19 protein-coding genes are annotated in these 19,604 nt (G+C 48.8%); 11 read left to right on the forward strand and 8 right to left on the reverse strand.

The features are described 5' to 3' along the window. Nucleotides 1-117: 117 nt before the first annotated feature. Genes AC9UFE_RS05340 through AC9UFE_RS05360 form a run of 5 tightly spaced genes read left to right on the forward strand, consistent with a single transcriptional unit; the run spans nt 118 to nt 4,061 of the window. Nucleotides 118-1,005 (forward strand): phytoene/squalene synthase family protein, encoded by an 888-nt coding sequence (locus AC9UFE_RS05340; RefSeq protein WP_509546526.1) that lies wholly within the window; start codon nt 118-120, stop codon nt 1,003-1,005. Further along, nucleotides 1,002-2,573, forward strand: coding sequence for a phytoene desaturase family protein (gene crtI / locus AC9UFE_RS05345; RefSeq protein WP_509546528.1), 1,572 nt, complete (start codon nt 1,002-1,004; stop codon nt 2,571-2,573). Before AC9UFE_RS05340 ends, crtI begins: the two co-directional genes overlap by 4 nt. Then, nucleotides 2,570-2,908, forward strand: coding sequence for a lycopene cyclase domain-containing protein (locus AC9UFE_RS05350; protein WP_509546531.1), 339 nt, complete (start codon nt 2,570-2,572; stop codon nt 2,906-2,908). The genes crtI and AC9UFE_RS05350 overlap by 4 nt, the downstream gene beginning before the upstream one ends. Further along, entirely contained in the window at nt 2,905-3,198 is a 294-nt protein-coding gene (locus tag AC9UFE_RS05355; protein ID WP_509546533.1) for a lycopene cyclase domain-containing protein, read from the forward strand. Before AC9UFE_RS05350 ends, AC9UFE_RS05355 begins: the two co-directional genes overlap by 4 nt. Further along, nucleotides 3,195-4,061: a prenyltransferase gene (locus AC9UFE_RS05360; RefSeq protein ID WP_509546536.1), complete on the forward strand. Its 867-nt coding sequence runs from the start codon at nt 3,195-3,197 to the stop codon at nt 4,059-4,061. Before AC9UFE_RS05355 ends, AC9UFE_RS05360 begins: the two co-directional genes overlap by 4 nt. Here AC9UFE_RS05360 and AC9UFE_RS05365 read toward each other — a convergent pair. The 5 genes from AC9UFE_RS05365 to AC9UFE_RS05385 form a co-directional block, all read right to left on the reverse strand. After that, a complete protein-coding gene (locus AC9UFE_RS05365; protein WP_509546539.1) occupies nt 4,058-4,723 on the reverse strand; it encodes a SprT-like domain-containing protein in 666 nt (221 codons plus the stop codon). The genes AC9UFE_RS05360 and AC9UFE_RS05365 overlap by 4 nt on opposite strands. A gap of 41 nt (nt 4,724-4,764) precedes the next feature. After that, entirely contained in the window at nt 4,765-5,616 is an 852-nt protein-coding gene (locus AC9UFE_RS05370; protein WP_509546541.1) for an aldehyde dehydrogenase family protein, read from the reverse strand. Further along, nucleotides 5,616-7,046 (reverse strand): aldehyde dehydrogenase family protein, encoded by a 1,431-nt coding sequence (locus AC9UFE_RS05375; RefSeq protein WP_509546544.1) that lies wholly within the window; start codon nt 7,044-7,046, stop codon nt 5,616-5,618. The genes AC9UFE_RS05370 and AC9UFE_RS05375 overlap by 1 nt, the downstream gene beginning before the upstream one ends. Before the next feature lie 9 nt (nt 7,047-7,055). Further along, nucleotides 7,056-7,997 carry a deoxyribose-phosphate aldolase gene (gene deoC, locus AC9UFE_RS05380; protein ID WP_509546576.1) on the reverse strand — a complete coding sequence of 314 codons (942 nt, stop codon included), beginning with the start codon at nt 7,995-7,997 and terminating at the stop codon, nt 7,056-7,058. 89 nt (nt 7,998-8,086) lie between these two features. Continuing rightward, complete coding sequence (locus tag AC9UFE_RS05385; protein ID WP_509546547.1) at nt 8,087-9,277, reverse strand: fibronectin type III domain-containing protein; 1,191 nt, start codon at nt 9,275-9,277, stop codon at nt 8,087-8,089. A 98-nt stretch (nt 9,278-9,375) separates the two neighbouring features. Here AC9UFE_RS05385 and AC9UFE_RS05390 point away from each other — a divergent pair, with 98 nt between their 5' ends. From AC9UFE_RS05390 to AC9UFE_RS05415, 6 genes are all read left to right on the forward strand, one after another. After that, nucleotides 9,376-9,651 (forward strand): zinc ribbon domain-containing protein, encoded by a 276-nt coding sequence (locus AC9UFE_RS05390; protein WP_509546550.1) that lies wholly within the window; start codon nt 9,376-9,378, stop codon nt 9,649-9,651. Between the two features lie 36 nt (nt 9,652-9,687). Further along, entirely contained in the window at nt 9,688-9,843 is a 156-nt protein-coding gene (locus AC9UFE_RS05395) for a hypothetical protein (RefSeq protein ID WP_509546553.1), read from the forward strand. Between the two features lies 1 nt (nt 9,844). Continuing rightward, nucleotides 9,845-10,984, forward strand: coding sequence for a hypothetical protein (locus AC9UFE_RS05400; RefSeq protein WP_509546555.1), 1,140 nt, complete (start codon nt 9,845-9,847; stop codon nt 10,982-10,984). A gap of 99 nt (nt 10,985-11,083) precedes the next feature. Next, nucleotides 11,084-13,042, forward strand: coding sequence for a CASTOR/POLLUX-related putative ion channel (locus tag AC9UFE_RS05405; RefSeq protein WP_509546558.1), 1,959 nt, complete (start codon nt 11,084-11,086; stop codon nt 13,040-13,042). An 80-nt stretch (nt 13,043-13,122) separates the two neighbouring features. Continuing rightward, entirely contained in the window at nt 13,123-13,884 is a 762-nt protein-coding gene (locus tag AC9UFE_RS05410; RefSeq protein WP_509546561.1) for a hypothetical protein, read from the forward strand. A 101-nt stretch (nt 13,885-13,985) separates the two neighbouring features. Next, nucleotides 13,986-14,915 carry an alpha/beta hydrolase gene (locus AC9UFE_RS05415; protein WP_509546564.1) on the forward strand — a complete coding sequence of 310 codons (930 nt, stop codon included), beginning with the start codon at nt 13,986-13,988 and terminating at the stop codon, nt 14,913-14,915. Nucleotides 14,916-14,929: 14 nt separating this feature from the next. Here the strand turns inward: AC9UFE_RS05415 and AC9UFE_RS05420 are convergent, their stop codons facing one another. The 3 genes from AC9UFE_RS05420 to AC9UFE_RS05430 form a co-directional block, all read right to left on the reverse strand. Next, nucleotides 14,930-15,931, reverse strand: a complete 1,002-nt coding sequence (locus AC9UFE_RS05420) for a hypothetical protein (RefSeq protein ID WP_509546567.1) — start codon at nt 15,929-15,931, stop codon at nt 14,930-14,932. A 171-nt stretch (nt 15,932-16,102) separates the two neighbouring features. Next, nucleotides 16,103-16,633, reverse strand: a complete 531-nt coding sequence (locus tag AC9UFE_RS05425; protein WP_509546570.1) for a phosphate-starvation-inducible PsiE family protein — start codon at nt 16,631-16,633, stop codon at nt 16,103-16,105. Nucleotides 16,634-16,809: 176 nt separating this feature from the next. Beyond that, the gene (locus tag AC9UFE_RS05430) at nt 16,810-19,155 is read right to left on the reverse strand and encodes a carboxypeptidase regulatory-like domain-containing protein (protein ID WP_509546573.1); all 2,346 of its coding nucleotides are present in this window, start codon (nt 19,153-19,155) and stop codon (nt 16,810-16,812) included. Between the last annotated feature and the right edge of the window lie 449 nt (nt 19,156-19,604).

Raw genomic sequence — 19,604 nt, forward strand, 5'->3', positions numbered from 1 at the left:
GCGTGGCTGCGGGGTTTCATGATGTTTGCCATGCGGTTAAGTGTACCTATCTATACAGCGCCTAACGAGGGGCAGTTTTGTCCAGACAGGCGCTCAATTGGCCCAATAATAGAAGGGATGACTTCTTCAACTTACCCAAGCTCCTTAGAGCTTTATAGCCATGCCGCCAGAGAATCTTCTAACGCGGTAATAGCCTCCTATTCGACTTCTTTTGGGGTTGCCACAAAGCTATTGGCACCCGAGATTCGCCAGCACGTTAGAAACATCTACGCTCTGGTTCGAGTTGCCGACGAAATAGTCGACGGCGCAGCCAATGACGCTAGAGCTGAGGGCGGCAACGTCGAACCAGGCTTCGCTCTTGACCAGCTAGAAGAAGAGATTTACAAAGCCCTTCGGGCAAGATTTTCAACCAACTTGGTAGTTCACGCTTTTGCCCAAACCGCAGTCGAGACCGGGTTTGCCAGGGCAATTATTGAACCTTTCTTTGCCTCCATGCGAATGGATCTATGGCCTAGAAAGCACAACCAAGAGTCTTTCCAGAAGTATGTTTATGGATCCGCTGAGGTTGTTGGGCTTATGTGTCTGCACGCCTTCATCAAAGAGTCCGACTACTCCTCTTCCGATTACAAGCAGATCGTAAAAAGTGCGAGGGCTCTAGGAGCCGCATTCCAGAAGGTCAATTTCTTGCGTGACCTAGCAGCAGATTTCAAAAAGCTAGGCAGAAGTTACTTTCCAGATGTGAATGTTCAAAGCTTCAATGAAGCTCAAAAAGTAGAGCTACTTGATGACATCCGTGCTGATCTTGCCGAAGCCTCTGTTGGACTAAAAATGCTTCCAAAAACTTCTAGGCCAGCGGTTGCTGCAGCGCAGATGCTCTTCACAGAGCTTGCTAACCGAATTGAAAAAACACCAGCTGCTCAAATGCTGGAGACAAGAATCAGTGTTCCAAATTCCGTCAAACTCTTGATTGTTTTGAAGGCAATTATTGGAGTCGTTCCTAAGTGAGTCAAAAAACCGCAGTAGTTATTGGTGGTGGAATTGCGGGATTAGCCTCTGCAGCCCTACTTGCCAAAGCGGGCATGAAAGTAACTTTGTTTGAAGCCCGCGAAATGGTAGGCGGAAGAGCCTACGTTTGGGAAAAAGATGGCTTCAAGTTCGACATGGGCCCTTCTTGGTATCTAATGCCAGATGCTTTTGATCAGTTTTTCAAGCTCATGGGAACTAGCTCTGCTAAAGAGCTAAATCTAGTTCGTCTGGACCCTGCTTATCAGACCCGAAACGAAGGCAAAAACGACAAGCTGATGATTGTTGAAGACCTTGCCAAGAACAAGGAATTGTTTGAGTCCATTGAGCCAGGCTCTGGCAAGAAGCTACAGGAATACCTTGATTCTTCCAAGGACACCTACGATCTTTCAATTAAGCACTTTTTGTATACAAACTTCCAAAACATCTCTAACTTCACCAACAAAGAAGTTCTCTCCCGTGCAGTGACTTTTGCCAAGCACCTGGTGACCTCCTTGTATGACTTCAGCGGTAAGTACGTAAAGGACGAGCGCCTGAAAAAGATCCTGAACTTCCCGGCTGTGTTTCTAGGGGCCTCCCCTTACGACACCCCGAGCATGTATCACCTGATGACCCACGTTGATCTAAACGTCGGCGTTTACTACCCAATGGGTGGTCTTTACTCGGTTATCGAGGCTATCGAGCGCGTTGCCAAGCAGCACGGAGTGGATATCAAAACAGGTTCCCCCGTTAGCAAAATCGAAGTCAATAGCCAAGGTGTTGCAACCGGAGTGGTAGTTGGCGGAGCAACTATTGCAGCCGACGTAGTTGTTGGAACAGCTGATTTGCACCACGTTGAGACCAAGTTAATTGAGCCTAAGTACCAAACTTTCCCAGAGAAGTTCTGGAGCAACAAGGTTCCTGGCCCATCTGCGATGTTGTTGTATCTAGGCGTCAAGGAAAAAATTCCTCAGCTTGATCACCACACCTTGTTGTATACCGAAAACTGGAGCAAGAACTTTGCCGAGGTTTTTCACAAGGCTGATGGAAAAAGAAAAGTCCCATCCCCCGCATCTTTGTATATCTGTGCCCCAAGTAAAACTGATGACTCAGTAGCTCCTGCGGGATACGAAAACCTGTTTGTTTTGGTTCCAATCGCAGCGGATCCAAGTATTGGTGGTTCTGGCGATGAGAAGTTCGAAAAAGCTGCCGATGAGATCATCGACCAGATTTCTAAGTGGTGCGAGATTCCAGATCTAGCTGAGCGCATTGTGTTGAAGCGCACCTATGGACCAAAGGACTTTGTCAGCGAACTAAACGCCTGGTCAGGAACTGCACTTGGTATGGCTCACACTCTTCAGCAAAGTGCATTCTTTAGACCCAAAAACCGCAGCAAGAAGATCAAGAACCTGTTCTACGCGGGACACAACACCATTCCAGGAATTGGTTTGCCGATGTGTTTAATTGGTGCCGAACTTGTTTACAAGTACCTGGTCGATGACAAATCCAACGGTCCAATTGAGGGTGAGCTAACTGCCGTATCTGAGGGTGGTTGGAAAGGTCTGAAATGATGCTTCCTCCAGGAAGTTATCTCGCAATTCTGATCGTTTCTTTGGTTGGCCTTTACCTACTGGATCGCACCCACAAACTAGCCTTTACGGTGGATGCCAAGCGATCACTTTTATCCATGGTCCCTGCCTACATAGTTTTCTTGGCTTGGGACATTGCCGGTATCGCTTCGGGGATCTTCTTCCGCGGAGAGAACACCCTATTGACTGGAATCCAAGTATTCCCAGAGTTTCCAATCGAAGAGCTGTTCTTCCTGGCCCTTCTTTGCTACAGCACCCTAATTGTTTTCACCTGGGTGCAAAAGACGCTGACCGCTAGAGAGTCAGGTGGCAGATGAGCTACGCGCTACTGAATCTGGTATTTGTTATACCCGTGCTGGTTACTTTGTTTGCATATCGCTGGTTGGTCCACTGGGGCACCATTTGCTACACCCTCGTAGCTCTGTTGTTGATGACCGCGGTTTTCGATAACTTCATCGTAGGATCGGGCGTCGTTGCTTATGACCCTGCTTTGCTATCAGGTGTCTTTATTGGCTTTGCCCCGATTGAAGACTTCGCATACACCCTAGTTGCCGCACTCCTGATTCCACTGACTTGGTGGTGGCTTGGTAGTAGAGTCAAAAAGTGAAAGCGTTAACCTCTCTCTTCTGGAGCTCAAGACCGGTTTCTTGGGTGAACACAGCTTTTCCATTTTTTGCAGCGTACCTGTTCGTTTCCGAGCAGATTGATCTCACTCTTGTGATTGGAAGCCTCTTTTTTCTGGTTCCATACAACTTCTTGATGTATGGAATCAACGATGTATTTGATTACGAAAGCGACCTTCGAAACCCTCGCAAGGGCGGTATTGAAGGTGCCCTGTTGGATCCTAAGTATCACAAGATAACAATCTGGTCATCGATTGGGTTCGCAGCAATTTTTGTTGTGTATTTGCTTTGGGTGGGTTCCGATGCTGCTGACTTTTGGTTGCTAGTGACGATGATTGCAGTGCTCGCTTACTCGGTTCCCAAACTTCGGTTTAAGGAGCGCCCCTTCTTGGATTCGTTTACCTCAGCCGTGCATTTTGTTGGCCCAATGGTCTATGGCCTAGTGCTAGCGGGGTCTTCGATCACCGACCCCAGGGTAATTGCTGTTATCGCAGCCTTCATGGGTTGGGGCATGGCAAGCCACGCCTTTGGTGCAGTGCAAGATGTTAGGGCCGATAGAGAAGCTGGCATCAAATCTGTTGCTACCCAGATTGGTGCCAGGAGCACGGTTCGCCTTGCCTTCGTACTTTACTTGTTCTCCGCCGCAGCCATTATGACTATTGGCTGGCACGGTGTGGTGGCCTCAATTGCTGTATTGCCATACCTGATAATCATCTCTCCGTATCTGAATATCACCGATGCGGATTGTGAAAGAGCTAACGGTGGTTGGAAGAGATTTATCTGGTTGAACTTTTTTGCCGGTGCACTAATTAGCCTGGTTGTAATTAACTACTTCCAAGCAAACTAAGCGGCACGCTTGGTCCACGAAATGACATTTCGTGGATTAAATCCTCTGCCACAGTAAAGACAAGAAAGCTTTGCCTTAGGGCTTTTGAATCTGTAATGACGGTGACCGTTCCGGCACTCTCCGATCCACTTCGCTGTTTGCTCGGCGATTTCTTTACCGGTAAATTTCTCGGCTCGGTAGCCAATTTGCTTTGCAGTCTTTTTCCAATTTGGTCCATGTCCTGCAGACTTGCCGGCAAGGGCGTGGGCAATTTCGTGCAGAATTACCTGCTCTGATTGATCGATGCTGTGATACTCGACGATGTACTTTGAAAGCGATATCTTGTGATCACTGTAATTACAAAGACCTGCACGTTGCTTGGCTGAGTCAAAGACGAACTCCCAGCTGCTATCTAGCCCAAGCTCTTGCATCTTGTCTTTTGCCAGCTGTTCCACAAAACCAAAACGCGTAATCTTCATTCGTTGAAATCTGGTTTTTCCCTTAGAAAAGGATCTGCCGACCAAAAAGCCCAAATCTTGGAAAGATTTTGCTAGCGGTTGGTTTGCTGCATCAAGGGCAATACGAACTTCTAGGTAGTGGTGGTAGGCAAAGACATCTCTTAGAAACTCTTGATCGATTAGATCAGGAGTTGGAACCTCAAGGATTTGTGATCTGTCAGCCATGTCGCAATAACCCTAACTCCGATGCTCTTTCTGGCTGGTAGCTAGTGTCCCTTGGGGTGCCAGACGGTCTTGACTTCCATAAAGGCCAGAATCTGCTGCAGCGAGCCCTTAGATCCGGTTCTAGAAAATGTTCCCGGTCGCACTACTCGCTTTAGAGTCTCAGCTCCACGGATCTCTAGATCCACTGGGTCAGATGTTCCTTCCAAATCCAGCGCGTTTACGTCCTGGTGAGACGCAAGCCATGGCGCCATCTCAGATTCTTTTCCAGTAAGCACGTTTACTACACCGCCTGGTAAATCACTGGTTGCCAAAACTTCGGTCAAGGTAATTGCCGACAAGGGAAGTGATTCGCTAGCAACAACAACAACCGCGTTTCCGGTGACAATCACCGGAGCAATTGTGTTCACAAGGCCCACGAGAGAACTTGTTTGTGGGGCGAGCGCTGCAACAACACCGGTTGGCTGGTTAGTTGAAATGTTGAAGTAAGGCCCTGCAACCGGGTTCATCGATCCGGCAACTGAATCAACCTTGTCTGACCAGCCTGCGTGCCAAACCCAGGAGTCGATAGCGGCATCTACTTCTTTGTTGGCTTGAATTTGGGTTGCTCCAGTGAGAGTTCTAATTTCTTCAACGAACTGGTCGCGTCTTCCTTCTAGCATCTCTGCAATACGGTAGAGAATCTGTCCGCGGTTGTAGGCGGTAGCTGATTCCCAACCAGGTTGGGCAGCTCTAGCTGCAACAACTGCGTCTCGGGCATCTTTTCTAGATGCCAGGCAGACGTTGGCAACGAACTCGCCCTTCGAAGAAGTTAGCTCGTAGGTGCGACCTGATTCGCTTCTTGGAAACTTTCCGCCGATAAAGAGCTTGTATGTTTTCTTAACATCTAGTCTCATTAGTTGTCTCCCTTCAGGTAAGCAAGCAATCCGTGCCTGCCGCCTTCGCGGCCGTAGCCCGATTCTTTGAAGCCACCAAAAGGGCTGGATGGATCAAACTGATTAAAGGTATTGGCCCAGATAACTCCAGCGTTCAATTGGTCTGCAACCTTCAGAATCCTGGAGCCCTTCTCGGTCCAGATTCCTGCCGATAAGCCAAACGGGGTGTTGTTGGCTTTGGCCACCGCCTCGGCTGGGGTTCTAAAAGACAGTACCGATAGCACGGGACCAAAGATTTCCTCGCGGGCAACAGTGTTGGTTGGCGCTACCCCTGTGATCACAGTCGGTGCGTACCAGAAGCCCTTCTTAGGAATATCGCAGTTAGGTGCCCACGCTTCGCCGCCTTCTTTCACGCCAAGCTTCACAAGCTTCGTGATTTTATCTAGCTGCATCTTGGAGTTGATCGCACCGATATCGGTGTTCTTATCCAGAGGGTCTCCAAGCTTTAGAGTTTCCATGCGACGCTTTAGTTTCTTTAGAAGCTCGTCTTGAATGCCCTCTTGAACTAGCAGCCTGCTGCCTGCGCAGCAGACGTGGCCTTGGTTAAAGAAGATTCCGTTGATGATGCCTTCAACTGCTTGATCTAGCGGTGCATCATCAAAGACGATGTTGGCGGCTTTGCCGCCAAGCTCTAGAGTTACCTTTTTGTTTGTTCCAGCGACCTGCTTGGCAATTAGTCTTCCCACTCCTGTTGAACCAGTGAAGGCAACCTTGTTGACGTCTTTGTGGGCAATCAAGTCAGCACCTGTTTGACCAAAGCCTGTGATGATGTTCACAACACCATCAGGCAAGCCTGCTTGCTGGCAAATCTCGGCAAACATCAATGCGGTCAGCGGCGTGGTCTCGGCTGGCTTTAGCACCACGGTGTTTCCAGCAGCAAGTGCTGGAGCAATTTTCCAAGCCAGCATCATCAGTGGGAAATTCCAAGGAATAACTTGAGCCGCAACACCGTGAGCTTTTGGATTTGCACCTAAGCCTGCGTAATCGAGTTTGTCGGCCCAACCGGCATAGTAAAAGAACCAGGCTGCAACAAGTGGAATGTCGGCGTCTCTGGTTTCTTTGATGGGCTTGCCGTTATTCAGAGTCTCGGCGATAGCTAGCTCGCGAGCGCGTTCTTGGATGATTCTTGCGATTCGGTATAAATACTTGCCTCGCTCAGCACCAGATAACTTAGACCATACCTTTTCATATGCATTTCTTGCGGCCTTGACCGCTAGGTCAACATCCTTGGCTGTTGCTGTTGAGATCTCGGCAAGGACCTCTTCGGTTGCAGGAGATATGGTCTTATAGGTGTTTGCTGGCTTAGTGAACTTACCTCCTATGAAGTGGCCATAGCTGGATTGGAAGGTAACTAGAGCTCTTGATTCAGGAGCCGGTGCGTATTCGAACATTCTTACCTCTTAGTCCACGGTCACATAGTCGGGACCGGAGTAGTTTCCGGTCTTTAGTTTTTGTCTTTGCATCAGTACATCATTTAGCAAGCTGGAAGCCCCAAAGCGGAACAAATCTGGCGTTAGCCACTCTTCCCCTGCTACCTCTTTTACTACCACAAGGTACTTAATGGCATCCTTGGCGGTTCTGATTCCCCCTGCTGGCTTCACACCTATTTTGATGCCAGTTAGCTCATACCAGTCACGAACCGCCTGAAGCATCAACAAAGTAATAGGTATGGTCGCGTTTACCGTGACCTTGCCAGTTGAGGTCTTGATGAAATCTCCCCCGGCCAGCATTGCTAGGTAGCTAGCTCGACGGATATTGTCATAGGTTTGTAGCTCACCGGTTTCAAGAATCACCTTCAGGTGGGCGAAGCTGCCATCTTTTCTTTGGCAAGCGTTTTTGACTGCTTGGATTTGTTTGTATACCTCAAGGTAGTTGCCAGACAAAAACGCTCCACGGTCAATAACCATGTCTATTTCATCTGCCCCGGCTTTGACCGCATCTTTGGTGTCTTGCAGCTTTACGCTTATGGATGCTCTTCCCGAAGGAAAAGCGGTAGCAACAGCTGCGACATAGATACCTGATTTGCCAAGGGCTTCCTTGGCAAATGGAACCATGTCGCCGTAAACGCAAATTGCGGCAGGCCTTGGGCATTCTAAATCGGTTGGGTCTGGAGTTAGAGCCTTCAGACACAGTGAGCGAACTCGGTCTGGTGTATCCATACCCTCAAGGGTTGTTAGATCCATCATCTTGATGGCGGCATCTAGTGCCCAGGCTTTTGATGTTGTCTTGATGGATCTGGTTCCAAGAGAAGCGGCTCTTGCTTCAAGGCCTACCTTGTCAACGCCTGGCAAGGAGTGCAGCCAACGCCGAAGGCTAAGGTTCGTGATTTTGCCACCAACCATAGCTTCAGGCTCAAATGTTTTGGGCAACTAGCTACTCCTTGAAAGATACTTGCCAGTCTAAAGCACGCCCCAATTAGGCGCTGAGTGGTCTAGTTTGCTGGGCTGTAGAAACCGAGGCGTGTTTCCTCGGTGCTCTTTCCGTTGGCGTCTCGACCAGTCAGGATAATCTCGTAACCACTTGAGGGCGCTAGATCTCTGTAAGTGAATGAGCGTGCCGCACCGTCAACTCCAGTTTGTGAGTATGAAGTTAGCTGGCGAACAGTGAAGGACCAAACCGTGATCGGTGAGTCGGCAGGGTAATCCCAGGCTGCCGTTACCTCAGAGGTGCTAATTGCTGTGATTCGAAGATTGGTTGGGGCTGCGTGCTTCGTGGCTGGAGGTGGCGGAGTTCCTGGGGTGGTTATGTACCTTATTGCTCGTTCCGAGCGTGACCCGTCAATCATTATTGCTTCGACTGTTACCCCATACAGTGTGGCGGGTGAAATCGATCCGTCTTGGAAAATTACCTTGGTTGGAGTTAGATGCGTATATCCCCCACATTGCCAGGACATGCCTCCGCTGACATGGCAGACGTAGTACCAGCTAGCGCCCGGAACTTCATCAAAGGAAGCAGTCACTGTGGTTTGGGTAGCTGACAGCTGCACGTTGGCTGGTGCTGAAGCTTTTATGGGCTCCACTGGCCTGCTTCCAGTGGTATGAACATCCAAGCAGGCACGATTAGATTCAATGTTGTTGACTCGGTAATAAACACAGGTCACGTAATCAAAATCAGGTGATAGGTCTCTGAATGTAACTGTGCCTGCCGAGCCAACTCCAGTTGATGTGTATGAGTCGCCATAGCGGATGTATACCTGATACAGCGAAACATTTGGAATAGTTGTGAAGCTAAGAGAAACAAAGTTGTCTCCAAGTGCGGTGATTCTAAAGTTCTGAGGCGCCGAAGCGTTTCCTGTAACCTGTTGCTCCGGCTCAGAGGGGTCTGGGTAAACAACTTCAGGTGAGCCACCGGCGTTTGGGTCAAGAATTAGATTCGCTAGTCGCGACTCAGGGGTCGAAGGTTCTGCAGCTGCAAGAAACGGAGTCTGTTCTTCAGTTTCTGGAGCTAGTTCTTCCGAATCTGACTGGCTCGATTCTGAAATCTGGGAAGAAGTTGGCTCGGGCGATGAGACAGATCCCTGAGTTGATCCGGTCGTAAAGCTCCAGGAAGCAACCGAACCGCTAGTAATAATCAAGCCGAGACAAACCGCAAAGGCTAATTGGGAAACTTTGAACTTTGACAATGCCAGTCCTTCCAAGGTGTTGAGATAAACCTATTGCGGAATGGCTCAATTAGCTAGAGACCAAGTCCCCGCGCCGTTCAACAAACTAAGCTGGATCCATGAAATGCCCAAATTGCAACGCCAAACTGGCCGAAACTGACCTGAATTGCCCAAGCTGTGACCAGCTAACGGCCAGAACTCGCGAGGATCTTCAGAAGATAGACCCGAGGGTCAATAAGACCATTGCCTGGAGCCTAATTGCCATGGGGCTTCTGGGCCTAGTTTTTGTGATTTCCAACAGCTGGACCGACTGGTACTCAGGTCTTGACTATGTGGCTCCGGTTTTCCTGCTAGTTATCGGGGGTCTAGCTTTGTTTGGTATCAACCGGAAGTAAACTGATAGAAATACGAGCTTTATAAAGGGGTATGAATTGGATCACGAACTAGTGCTAGCACTCAACGAAATCACCGTTTTGATGGCAATTAGCTCGGTTGGAATTGTGGTGCTAATGGGCATGATGGTTCATCTTTCGGTAACTTCAATTTTCGCTGGGGACTCAAAAAAGACCGCTGCCCCAAGAGTCTAATTTGCCCACTAAGCAACAAACCCTAAAAACCAAATTCAAGTCTTGGCAGCTAATTGCTGCTGTACTTTCAAGCATTACTCTAATTTCGGGTGGCGTTGGTGTCTTCGCTTACCAGCAATATACTCAAGGACAAATCTCCGCAGCTGCCGCTGCCGAAACCGCTATCGAACTTGGTGAGCAACGCATTGATGAGATTTCAGATCGTATCGATGACCTGGAACTAGCAATCAAGAACTCTGAACAAACCGTGATCAATACCGATGGTCAAACCATGGATGAAAAAGAGCGTGAAGACCTCTTAGCTGAAATCGAAGTAAGCAAAAAAATCTGGTTCACACAAACAACTAAGTTGTTAGAGCTAGAAGCTGCGGTTAAGGCTCTCAAATCGCAAATGGCCTCCGGCACTCCCGCTCGAGAAACTCTTGTTTTGTTGATTGGAAACATTAGCGAGGTGGCTAATTCGGATTGGATGCCGATTGTTACACAAATTGTTGCTCTTGGGGAGAAAATAACCTCAGTTCAAACTGCTCAAGCGTCCTGGCTACAAGAAATGGAAAGACTGGCAGAAGAAGAAGCTGCTGCCCAGGCAGCAGAAGCTGACGAAAGACTTGCACGAGAGAAAACAATCAACCCCACAGGTACTCTTACCGATGCCGGAGGCTCAACTGCACCTTCCGCTCCAGCACCTCCACCTGGAACGGCAGATATACTGGTTGCCCCAGTCGCACCAGGCGAAACCAACCGTTCATTCATTACTTCTTATATAGCAGCCCTGGCTCCAAATTCATTCATTAGTTGGGTTGACGGGTTATGTAACGGTTACTACGTTTGCGGACGCGCATGGGTAGGTGGAGTAAACACCACTCCAGTGCGAATTGAACTGGACCCAGCTCTCGAGGAAATTTACCGCAACACCGTAGGGCTTTCTGTTTTGGTCCACGAAGCAGCCCACGCGAGGCAGTGGTTGAAGTATGGTTCAAACATCATTCCCGCCAACGAGGCTTACACCGGTTTGGTTGGTCCCCCAGCGGTAGAAAAAATGGCTGATTGCGCAACGATCGTGAAGCTTGGCTACTCAACCAATGTTTACACCAGCACCTGCACACCGAGTGAACTAGAAGCTGCTGCCACAATCTGGTGAAACACAAACGTCAACTGAACTAAATTAAGTCTGGCGATCAATTACTTCGCACTTTGATTAACTGGTTTCGCCAAGCCACTCGTCAGTAAAATAGCGGCTATGTCTAAAACAAACAATTCCAGATCTTACGGTCAGGGAGCTCAGGGAGAACCTGAAGCTCCGAAAGCAAACAAGGTTAGCTTCTTGAAGCGATTGAGATATAACTTTGACAACTCCTTATCAAAGCCAGGTGCATTTGTTGGCTATGTATTCATAGCCATCATCATTCTGGCTTTTGTTATGACCGCGGTGCAGGGGGCAATCGCAGCTGTTGCTGCGCTAAATGAACCTCTTGATCCTGCAACTTACTTCTTTGTGTTCTGGGAATCGTTTACCAAAATCCTAGGTATTGGCTCAACGGCAGCCTGGGGCGCACAGATAATCAACACCATATACTGGGCCATCGGAATTGCGATCTCTGGTGCGGTTATCGGTTTCATATCAGCTCAGATCATTCGAGCGGTTGCCAGGTTACAAGAGGGTAAAAGCGCAGTTATCGAGTCCGGTCACACCCTGATTCTTGGCTGGTCAAACCGAGTTTTCCCTATTCTTTCCGAGCTAGCTATTGCTAACGAGAACGTCCGGAAGCCAAGGGTTGTTATCTTCGCTTCCGCCACCCGAGCCCTAATGGAAGCTGAAATAAGATCACGAGTCCCGAACTTGGGCAAGCTGAAGGTAATCACTAGAACAGGTGACTCAACCAACCCTGAGGATCTAAAGCGTGCCAATGTTTCTAGTGCGAAGTCGATTATCATTCTGGACGCGGATGAAACAGGCGATGCAACTATCGTTTCTACAGTTTTGGCAGTGAAGTCCGTGAACGCTAATCCTAAAACTCGCATTATCGCCGAGCTAGATGATGAAAACACCGCCGAGGCAATTACCTCAGCAACCAACGGCCAGGTAATTGCTGTTCGGTCCCAGAACGTAATTGCTAGGGTAACCGCCCAAGCTTCCAGGCAGCCAGGGCTAGCCGCGGTTACCTTAGATCTACTGGATTTTGCGGGAGACGAGATCTACATCTCCGCAATCCCCGAGCTAGTGGGTAAGACCTACGCCGATGCCCTACTGGCCTTCAATCAAGCGTCCGTCATTGGTCTCGTGGACGCAAATGGTGTTTCTCAGATAAACCCCTCCTCGACCACAAAGATTTCAGCCGGCACAAAGGTGATTGCTATCGCTCAAGACGATGACAAGATTATTTACTCTGGGCTTCGTTCGGATCTAAAGGTCAAGAAAACAACTTCCTCTGCTCGCGCAGCGAAGAAACCCGAACATCTATTGTTTATTGGATGGTCCTCGATGGGGCGCGCTGTTGTTCGTGAGCTAGCTCAGTTCTTACCCAAGGGATCTACTGTTCATATTGTTGCCGAATCTCGTCACGTAGCCCTAGAAGAGTTGAAGGGCTTGAAATTTGGAACGAACATCAAAGTAACCCACGCCTCGGTCTCAGGAGACATCGATGAGCTAATTGAGGCCGCTTCAGCCAAGAAATACAACGAAGTTGTAATTCTTGGTTACCGCGAGGCAATCAGTGAAGCGGAAGCCGACTCACAAACCATGCTGACTATGCTTCAGATGAACCAGCTGTTTGAAGCCAAGGGCAATGGCGTTGAGCCAACCAGGCTGGTTGCCGAGATTCTAGATAGCCGTAAAGCAGAGCTCGCCAGAGTCGCGGCTGTTGACGACATGGTCGTGAGCGACAACCTCGCTGCGCTTCTCATTGCTCAAGTTTCTGAGAACCCAGCGCTTGCGCCGGTGTTTGATGATCTGTTTGACGCGGATGGAGCATCAATCAGCGTGAACCAAATCGAGATCTACACCAAGGTAGGCAAGCCAATTGAGTTTGCGGAACTAGTTGCAATTGGTCGCGCTCACGGAGAATCAGTGATTGGATATCGCACTCTGGAAGGGTCAAAGAACTTGGCTTCATCTGGTGTGAAACTTAATCCTATTAAGTCTATGATCTTTACTCCCGCGAAAGGTGATGGACTGATTGTGGTTGGGGACCTTCGCTAGCTTGAACTGCAACATTTGGTTCTCATCGAAAACCTACGGATATCCGAAGGTTATGGTTTGGAATACCTTACAATTTAAAAATGTCTAGAAGGCCCCGCGAGAGTGTTAACAACACAATTGACCTAAGTCCCGAGGTCCAGGCCATCGCGGAGATCATGGGAACAAATATCTCAACCAGAGATTTGATAATTCTTGCCTCTATAGATCAAATTTCTGAAACCGGACCTGTTGATTTCAACTCGGGAACAGTGTGTGATCTGCTAAATCTCAAGCACCCGATGATCAACTACTACTTCGGCTCCCGCGATGGATTAATTGTTGAGGCCACAATTTGGGCCTACCGCGGCTGGTCGAATAGAGTCATGGCTGCCGCGCGAAATGCACCAATAAATGCTGAAAAAAGACTTCGGGCCTATCTTGAGGAGAACCTCAAGTGGGCCAAAGGCATGGGGGCAATGACAGTGCTGTCTCAGTACCCAGTTTTATCCAAGACCGTTAAAAGCCTGATCGATGATGGCTATTCGGTCGAACTGCAGAAAGACTTCGAGTATCACTTGGTGTTCTTGGCAACGCTTATTGTTGACATGAGAAGTGGCAAAACCTCGGATCTGGACTTTGATCAGACTAACTACCCCAAAGATAAATACGCATTGACTCACCCAAGGGAGCTGCTGGAGGCCACTAGCGTTGCTTGGGCAGCTCACGGAATTATGATGTGGCGAAGTGGTTCTCACACGCCAACGAATAACATGCGTAAAGACTTCACGGCTAAATTTAGTGAAGAAATAGCCATGAGAATCCATGTTGACAACATCGTTGCCATAGCCAGAGGTGGCAAGTAACCACAGTTACGCCGCCCTGCCCGCTAGCTAGCTTCTAATCCGTTTGGTGATAACCTGAGCGAACCAGTAATCACCGAGCGATATAAATTAGGAGATTAGACGTGGACATCAGCCAAATTCACCCAACACTTAGAAAAGCGACTAGTTCTTTTCCCAAACTTCCTGTGACCAGTGGCTTTGGAAGAATTCTCACTAGATCTTTGCTCCCAATTCTCCTTCCTAAGCCAAAGGCTCCAGCTGGCATAACAATTGAGCAGGTCAAAACCTCTAACGGTTTGAAACTGAGAATTTACACTCCAACAGGGCAAAGAACCCGTGCCGCCATGCTTTACATTCACGGTGGTGGAATGATGATTGGTTCACCGGCGATGGATGATGCTCTTCTAGCAGGCACTGCCGCCGAACTCGATATCGTCATCGTCTCTCCCGATTACAAGCTAGCCCCAGAACATCCATACCCTGCTCCGGTTGATGATTGTCACAGCGCCTGGAGTTGGATCCATCAGAATCTCTCGCAGAGAGGAATAGATGGTAATCGCATTGCTATTGGTGGTGAAAGCGCCGGGGGTGGCTTAGCTGCTGGTTTGGTACTTCGAATCCACGATGAGGGTGGCCCACAACCTGTTGCCCAGTGGCTTTTTTGCCCAATGCTCGATGATCGAACAGCCCTAGGTAGATCTCTTGATGAGATAGATCACTTTGTGTGGAACAACAAAATGAACCTGGTTGGATGGAAGTCCTACCTCGGAAAAACCTTTGGCACAGACCAAGTCTCTGCCTATGCGGCTCCTGCCAGAAGAGAAAGCCTCGAAGGACTCCCCAAAGCTTGGATAGGTGTTGGAGACGTTGAGCTGTTTTATGAAGAAGATAAGACCTACGCAAACAAACTCAATGCGGCAGGGGTTGCTTGCCAGATAGATATAGTTACTGGCGCTCCTCACGCGTTCGAAGGTTTGGCTCCAGATTCAGAACTGGCAAAGGATTACTTGTCTAGAGCCAAGACCTGGCTCAAAGCGGCACTGAGGGCCTGAATCCAAAATCTTGTCTATCTGGTTTCAGCAAAAATGTATGCAGCTAGCAGGGCATTGAATTCTGAAGCCTCAATCGAGAGCACCTGAGACACTGCTTCATCCCAGCTCTCAGAACTACTTAGCACCTGAAGGTTGTGAACATCCAGGAAGCTGAAGTTCAGGTATAGATACTCGTATCCCAGCATCCCAAGGTTATAGGCGATGTTTGAATCCCCCTGGCAGATTTGATCGTTAGACAAAAGACGAAGGATTTCGTCCTCCGAAACCGAAGTTATGCCTGTGGGGCTGGTATCAAGCTCGGCGAGAACATCAGCTCTAGACCTAGAGCTTGATTCCAAATAGGTTTCAAAGAAAGTCGCTTGACCCTCGGCCATCCAGCACCTGCCTCCATAGCCAAATACGGCTTGGTAGAAGTGCGCTGCTTCGTGCCTAGAGACGTAATCGATTCCGCGATTGGTGAAGGCTGTCCCGACAACGTTATCTTGGTAGTTTTTTCCGTTCACGGTGTTACCCGCACCACAAAACACGTCCGCACTGAGTCTGCAATGGCCGAGTTCATTAATTTCCTTATTCCACATCTCAACCGGAAAGCTTGAGTCCTGCGCGGATCGGAACTCTACCCACCACTCGTAATCTTGCTCGCTTGCAAACACCCAGTCCTGATCTAGTGATTCAAGACCTAAGAATTGGTACATCTTTAGCTTTTCCGAGAACTGGGCAACTACCCTGTCAACTTTGCTTTGCACTGCGGTTGGGCCCGTGGTGTATTCAATCTTGAAGGGCTCTAACTGACTTGCTGCTTCGTCTATGGCTCGAAAGTGATTTCTTAGTCCATCACGTGATTTTTCCTCGGGTAAAGAACTGATTAATTCCAAGATTTGCTCGTCGGTGAGTTCCGCAAGGACTTCTTGATCTGCCTCAGGGGAAGCAGAACTCGTATTGGGTGAATCCGGCGAAACAGAGCAGCCCGTTAAAAGCAAGGCCAAACCTAGAAGTATTATCACCGTCTTAGACACTGCTCATCCCCTTTTTTGCTTCTAATTTCAATACATCTAGAGTAAATGAAAGGCCAGCTCTCGCGAGAGTTGGCTGTATTTTCCGAGAGCCGAGCTCTCACATGCACCTCACTGAATTGGTGAATAACGGTCAGTCGTTCTGCCGATTGAGATAGAAGTCGATTCTTCCCGCTAGGACTTCTGTGGTTTCTTGCGGTTGGCCTCTTTGCCCTCAGATTCCTTTTCCGCTATTCGAGTCATGAAAATCGCAAAAACCAAAGCTACAACAATACCGCCATTGACTAGCAACTCAATAATTCCGCGATCGAAGTCCTCTGGGGTTTTGCCTATTTTGAGTGTCAAGGATGATCCAACTGACAAGATGTGTCGAACGGAAGCGATTACCCCAATTACCAGGAATCTACTCAGTTGGTAGAAGCCGCTATTGAATCTTGCGATTACAGTTCGGGCAATTTCTAGGATGATCACCACGAACAAGATGTCGTTGATCGCTTGAAGCATTCCGTCTGGGTAAAAAGGCGTTGTGGTGAATAACCTTATAACCGTGAATATCACAGCCCCTAGTGCAACAACAAAAAGCAGGGCTGTTAGAAGCACATGAAAAACATCTTCAACGCCATCCATGAGCTTTCTAGGAAGCATCGATGGCTCAGCTTTTTCTGAATCGTTATAGACGGACAATGCCACGCGTTTTTTGACCATATTCAAGCTTGGCCTCTTTAAAGCAAAAAAGTAAGCCCTACACGCGGTATAAGCCGGTCCAAAAATGACCTCGAACCGTAAGTCCTAAAGCTGGAGAGCCCAGTATTCAGGGCAACTCAACCCTCGGGGGCAAATGGCTTCTAGAATCACCACTTGCTTGTCTTGGGACTGACCTTCTACCTAAGGACGCCCACCTCGGTAGTCACGGATCCGCCACCGTTTTCTACGTTGACAGAGCCGTAATCAAGGGCATCAGAATCTAGATTGAAGCTCAAAGTAGTGTTGTTCACAACGGTGAAGTTAGTTACTTGAACACCGTTCCAGGAAAGCGCATAGGTTCCGAGGAAGTTATTGCCCAAAATCGTCATGGTCCTGGTAGTTCCAGCAGTTTTTACACTCCCTGAGACAATTTCTGGAGCCGGGATTTTCAGTACGACAACGTGATCTGTTTCCTCGTCAATTGTCATCAACAAAGACCTGCTTTGGTAACGAGACTGACTTTCTGGAACAACATCAGCATTGGCTTCGCATGGGGCCGCCATCTTGAGCACTGTCAGCATGGCAAATCCAAACTCATCTGTGGTAGCAAGCGAATAAGCATGACTTGCTGTGGTCGGGAAATCACCAAAAATGTTTGCAGTTGCCGCGGTGCACCCGTGCATTCCTACCGAGTGATTAACCCTAACTTCCACATTTGAAATAGCCTCGCCATTTGGATCGACAATCCTGACAGCTTGCTTGAATGTCGGTATTGTGATGTCGACTTTAGTGTTGGCAGTCACGGTTCTAGATCCGCCCATAAAGCTCATGCAGAAAGACATATCTTGGCCGTACGGAACATCGTGAGGGCAACTCAGATAGAACGACCCGCGCATTCCGTGAGGAACTTGCATGGAGTAGAGCCCGGTAATTGGGTCAACTTTTGCCGTCCCCTGATCGCCACCACGTCCGTCTGAGAAAGAGATGTTATAAGGAGCAACCCGACTACCATCACTCAAAGAAACTTTTCCTGAAACAGTCACTGTTGGGCGAGACAAAGTCACAGTGATGGACTGGCCACCGCCAACACTCGCTCTTTCTGTTTTCCAGGACAGAGGGGAACCCGACGGAGGAGTTACTGTTACAACACCCGATAGCGGGGAGTTCAACCTTAGGGTTCTCAGGGTCGCAAATCCATTGCTGTCCGTAGGGGCGTTTGCGGTTGTGGTGGCTATCGATAGCGGACCGCCAGCTACAAGTGCATAGCGACCCCGAAGAGCATAACCGTCATTGTCCGTCAAGTTCACATGTGCCCTGGCCACCGGATTTCCGTTTGAATCCACCACTCGAACTCGAACAGTATCTAGATTGAGAACAAAATCCTGCACTCTATTTCCTCGCACCACGGACTGTATTGAACCATGGTCCGGCGTAATTCCGATTGAAACTCCTGTGCCACCTGCGGTGAATGAGCCGCTCCGGTAGGTCAGTGAGTAGTTTCCAGTAGTGCCATCAGTTACAGCTCTTGAGTACTGCCCGGACCCGTTTGTAGTGGTCCAAACACTTCCAAAACCAATGTCGACAGGACCAAGACCCACCCCGCGCTGATCTCGAACGGTGCCTGAGATCAGACCGGACTGGTTAGTCACGGCTAATCTGATTTCGCCAGCCCCAGTCAAAACAACAAAACTCTGTTGAAGTAATCGTGAAGAGCTAGGCGGTGTCACAAGATATCCAGCCGATGCATTTGGAGACATCCGAACTGTTCTAAGGGTTACATAACCGTTGGCATCGGTTGTACCACTGTCTTTCCAACCCGCCCGAAATGACCCGAGTCCTTCTATAACGCCCATTGGAGCAAGGTCAGTTCCGTAAGATCCCTGTCCTGCCTGCACTCTTGCCCCAGCAATCGGTGTGCCAGTTGCAGTCACAACTCGAACCCTCTGAGTGATCACAGGTACAGATAAATTCGCAATGGTGTCCTGGTTAATTGCTACCTTGTCTTGGCCATGAAGACCAAATGAAAAAGTTCCGGTAGAGGCGCCCTTCACGGTGATGGTCTCTGCGCTCCCGCTAGTAGGGGTAAGTCGATAAGCCCCATTGGCGCTTATTCTTCCCGCCCAAGAGCTTCCGTAGTAAATGGTTGAGTCGCTAGCCAAAGCAAATGCCGGTGATGTTGTAACGGTTCCGGTTAGGAAGGCGCGTCCGGGAACTGGCTTGGTCAACTTGAAAGTCATGGATCGGGGTTGAGGACTAGTTACCGAGTAGGCGTTTAGGTTGCTATTTGCCGAAGTTGGTGGAACGAATCTCATTGAGTAGGTGCCTGCCGGCACATTGAACCGATATGCACCTGTTGCCGAAGTGACAACTTTTGCAATCTCTACACCGCCGCGAGAGATCGTTACTGACGTGTTCGCCACTGGCCGGTTGGCGTCATTTACGACCGTTCCAAAAAGGCCGGTTGACGAAGCATTAGCTGGAACTGTGCCCAGCGCTAAGACTGCCACAATAAGAATTGAAAGAAGACGCCCCAAAGTTTTCATAGCTAAATACTATGACGGGCACCCTAAATATTCGAGAAAAAGCCACATCCATGGGGCCAAGATTCATAAAATTCGAGAGAAATTGCTAAATATCTCTTGGTGGATAGGCCAAAAATGTAGAAAACCCAACTCTAGTGAGAAGTAGCTGGATTTTCAGTGCGCCCCCGGGACTTGAACCCGGAACCCACTGATTAAGAGTCATGTCTGCCGAAAATCAGTATTTCTTATACTTATTGTTTTTTAGCCATACTCTAGTTTGGCTTGTTTCCGGAGATTTAGAAACCCCCTGAATTTTGTATGGCCAGTGCACCTTGGCTACTATGATGGCATAAACGTTAGGACCCCAATGAAAACCAAGCCTAAGATTCTGGTTGTTGTGCATGACATAGATGATCACCTCAACGAGATGGCTAACCCGATTGCCGAGGCTGGAATTCTCATGGATACCT

The sequence above is a fragment of the Rhodoluna sp. genome (assembly GCF_044239955.1).
Classification (GTDB): domain Bacteria; phylum Actinomycetota; class Actinomycetes; order Actinomycetales; family Microbacteriaceae; genus Rhodoluna.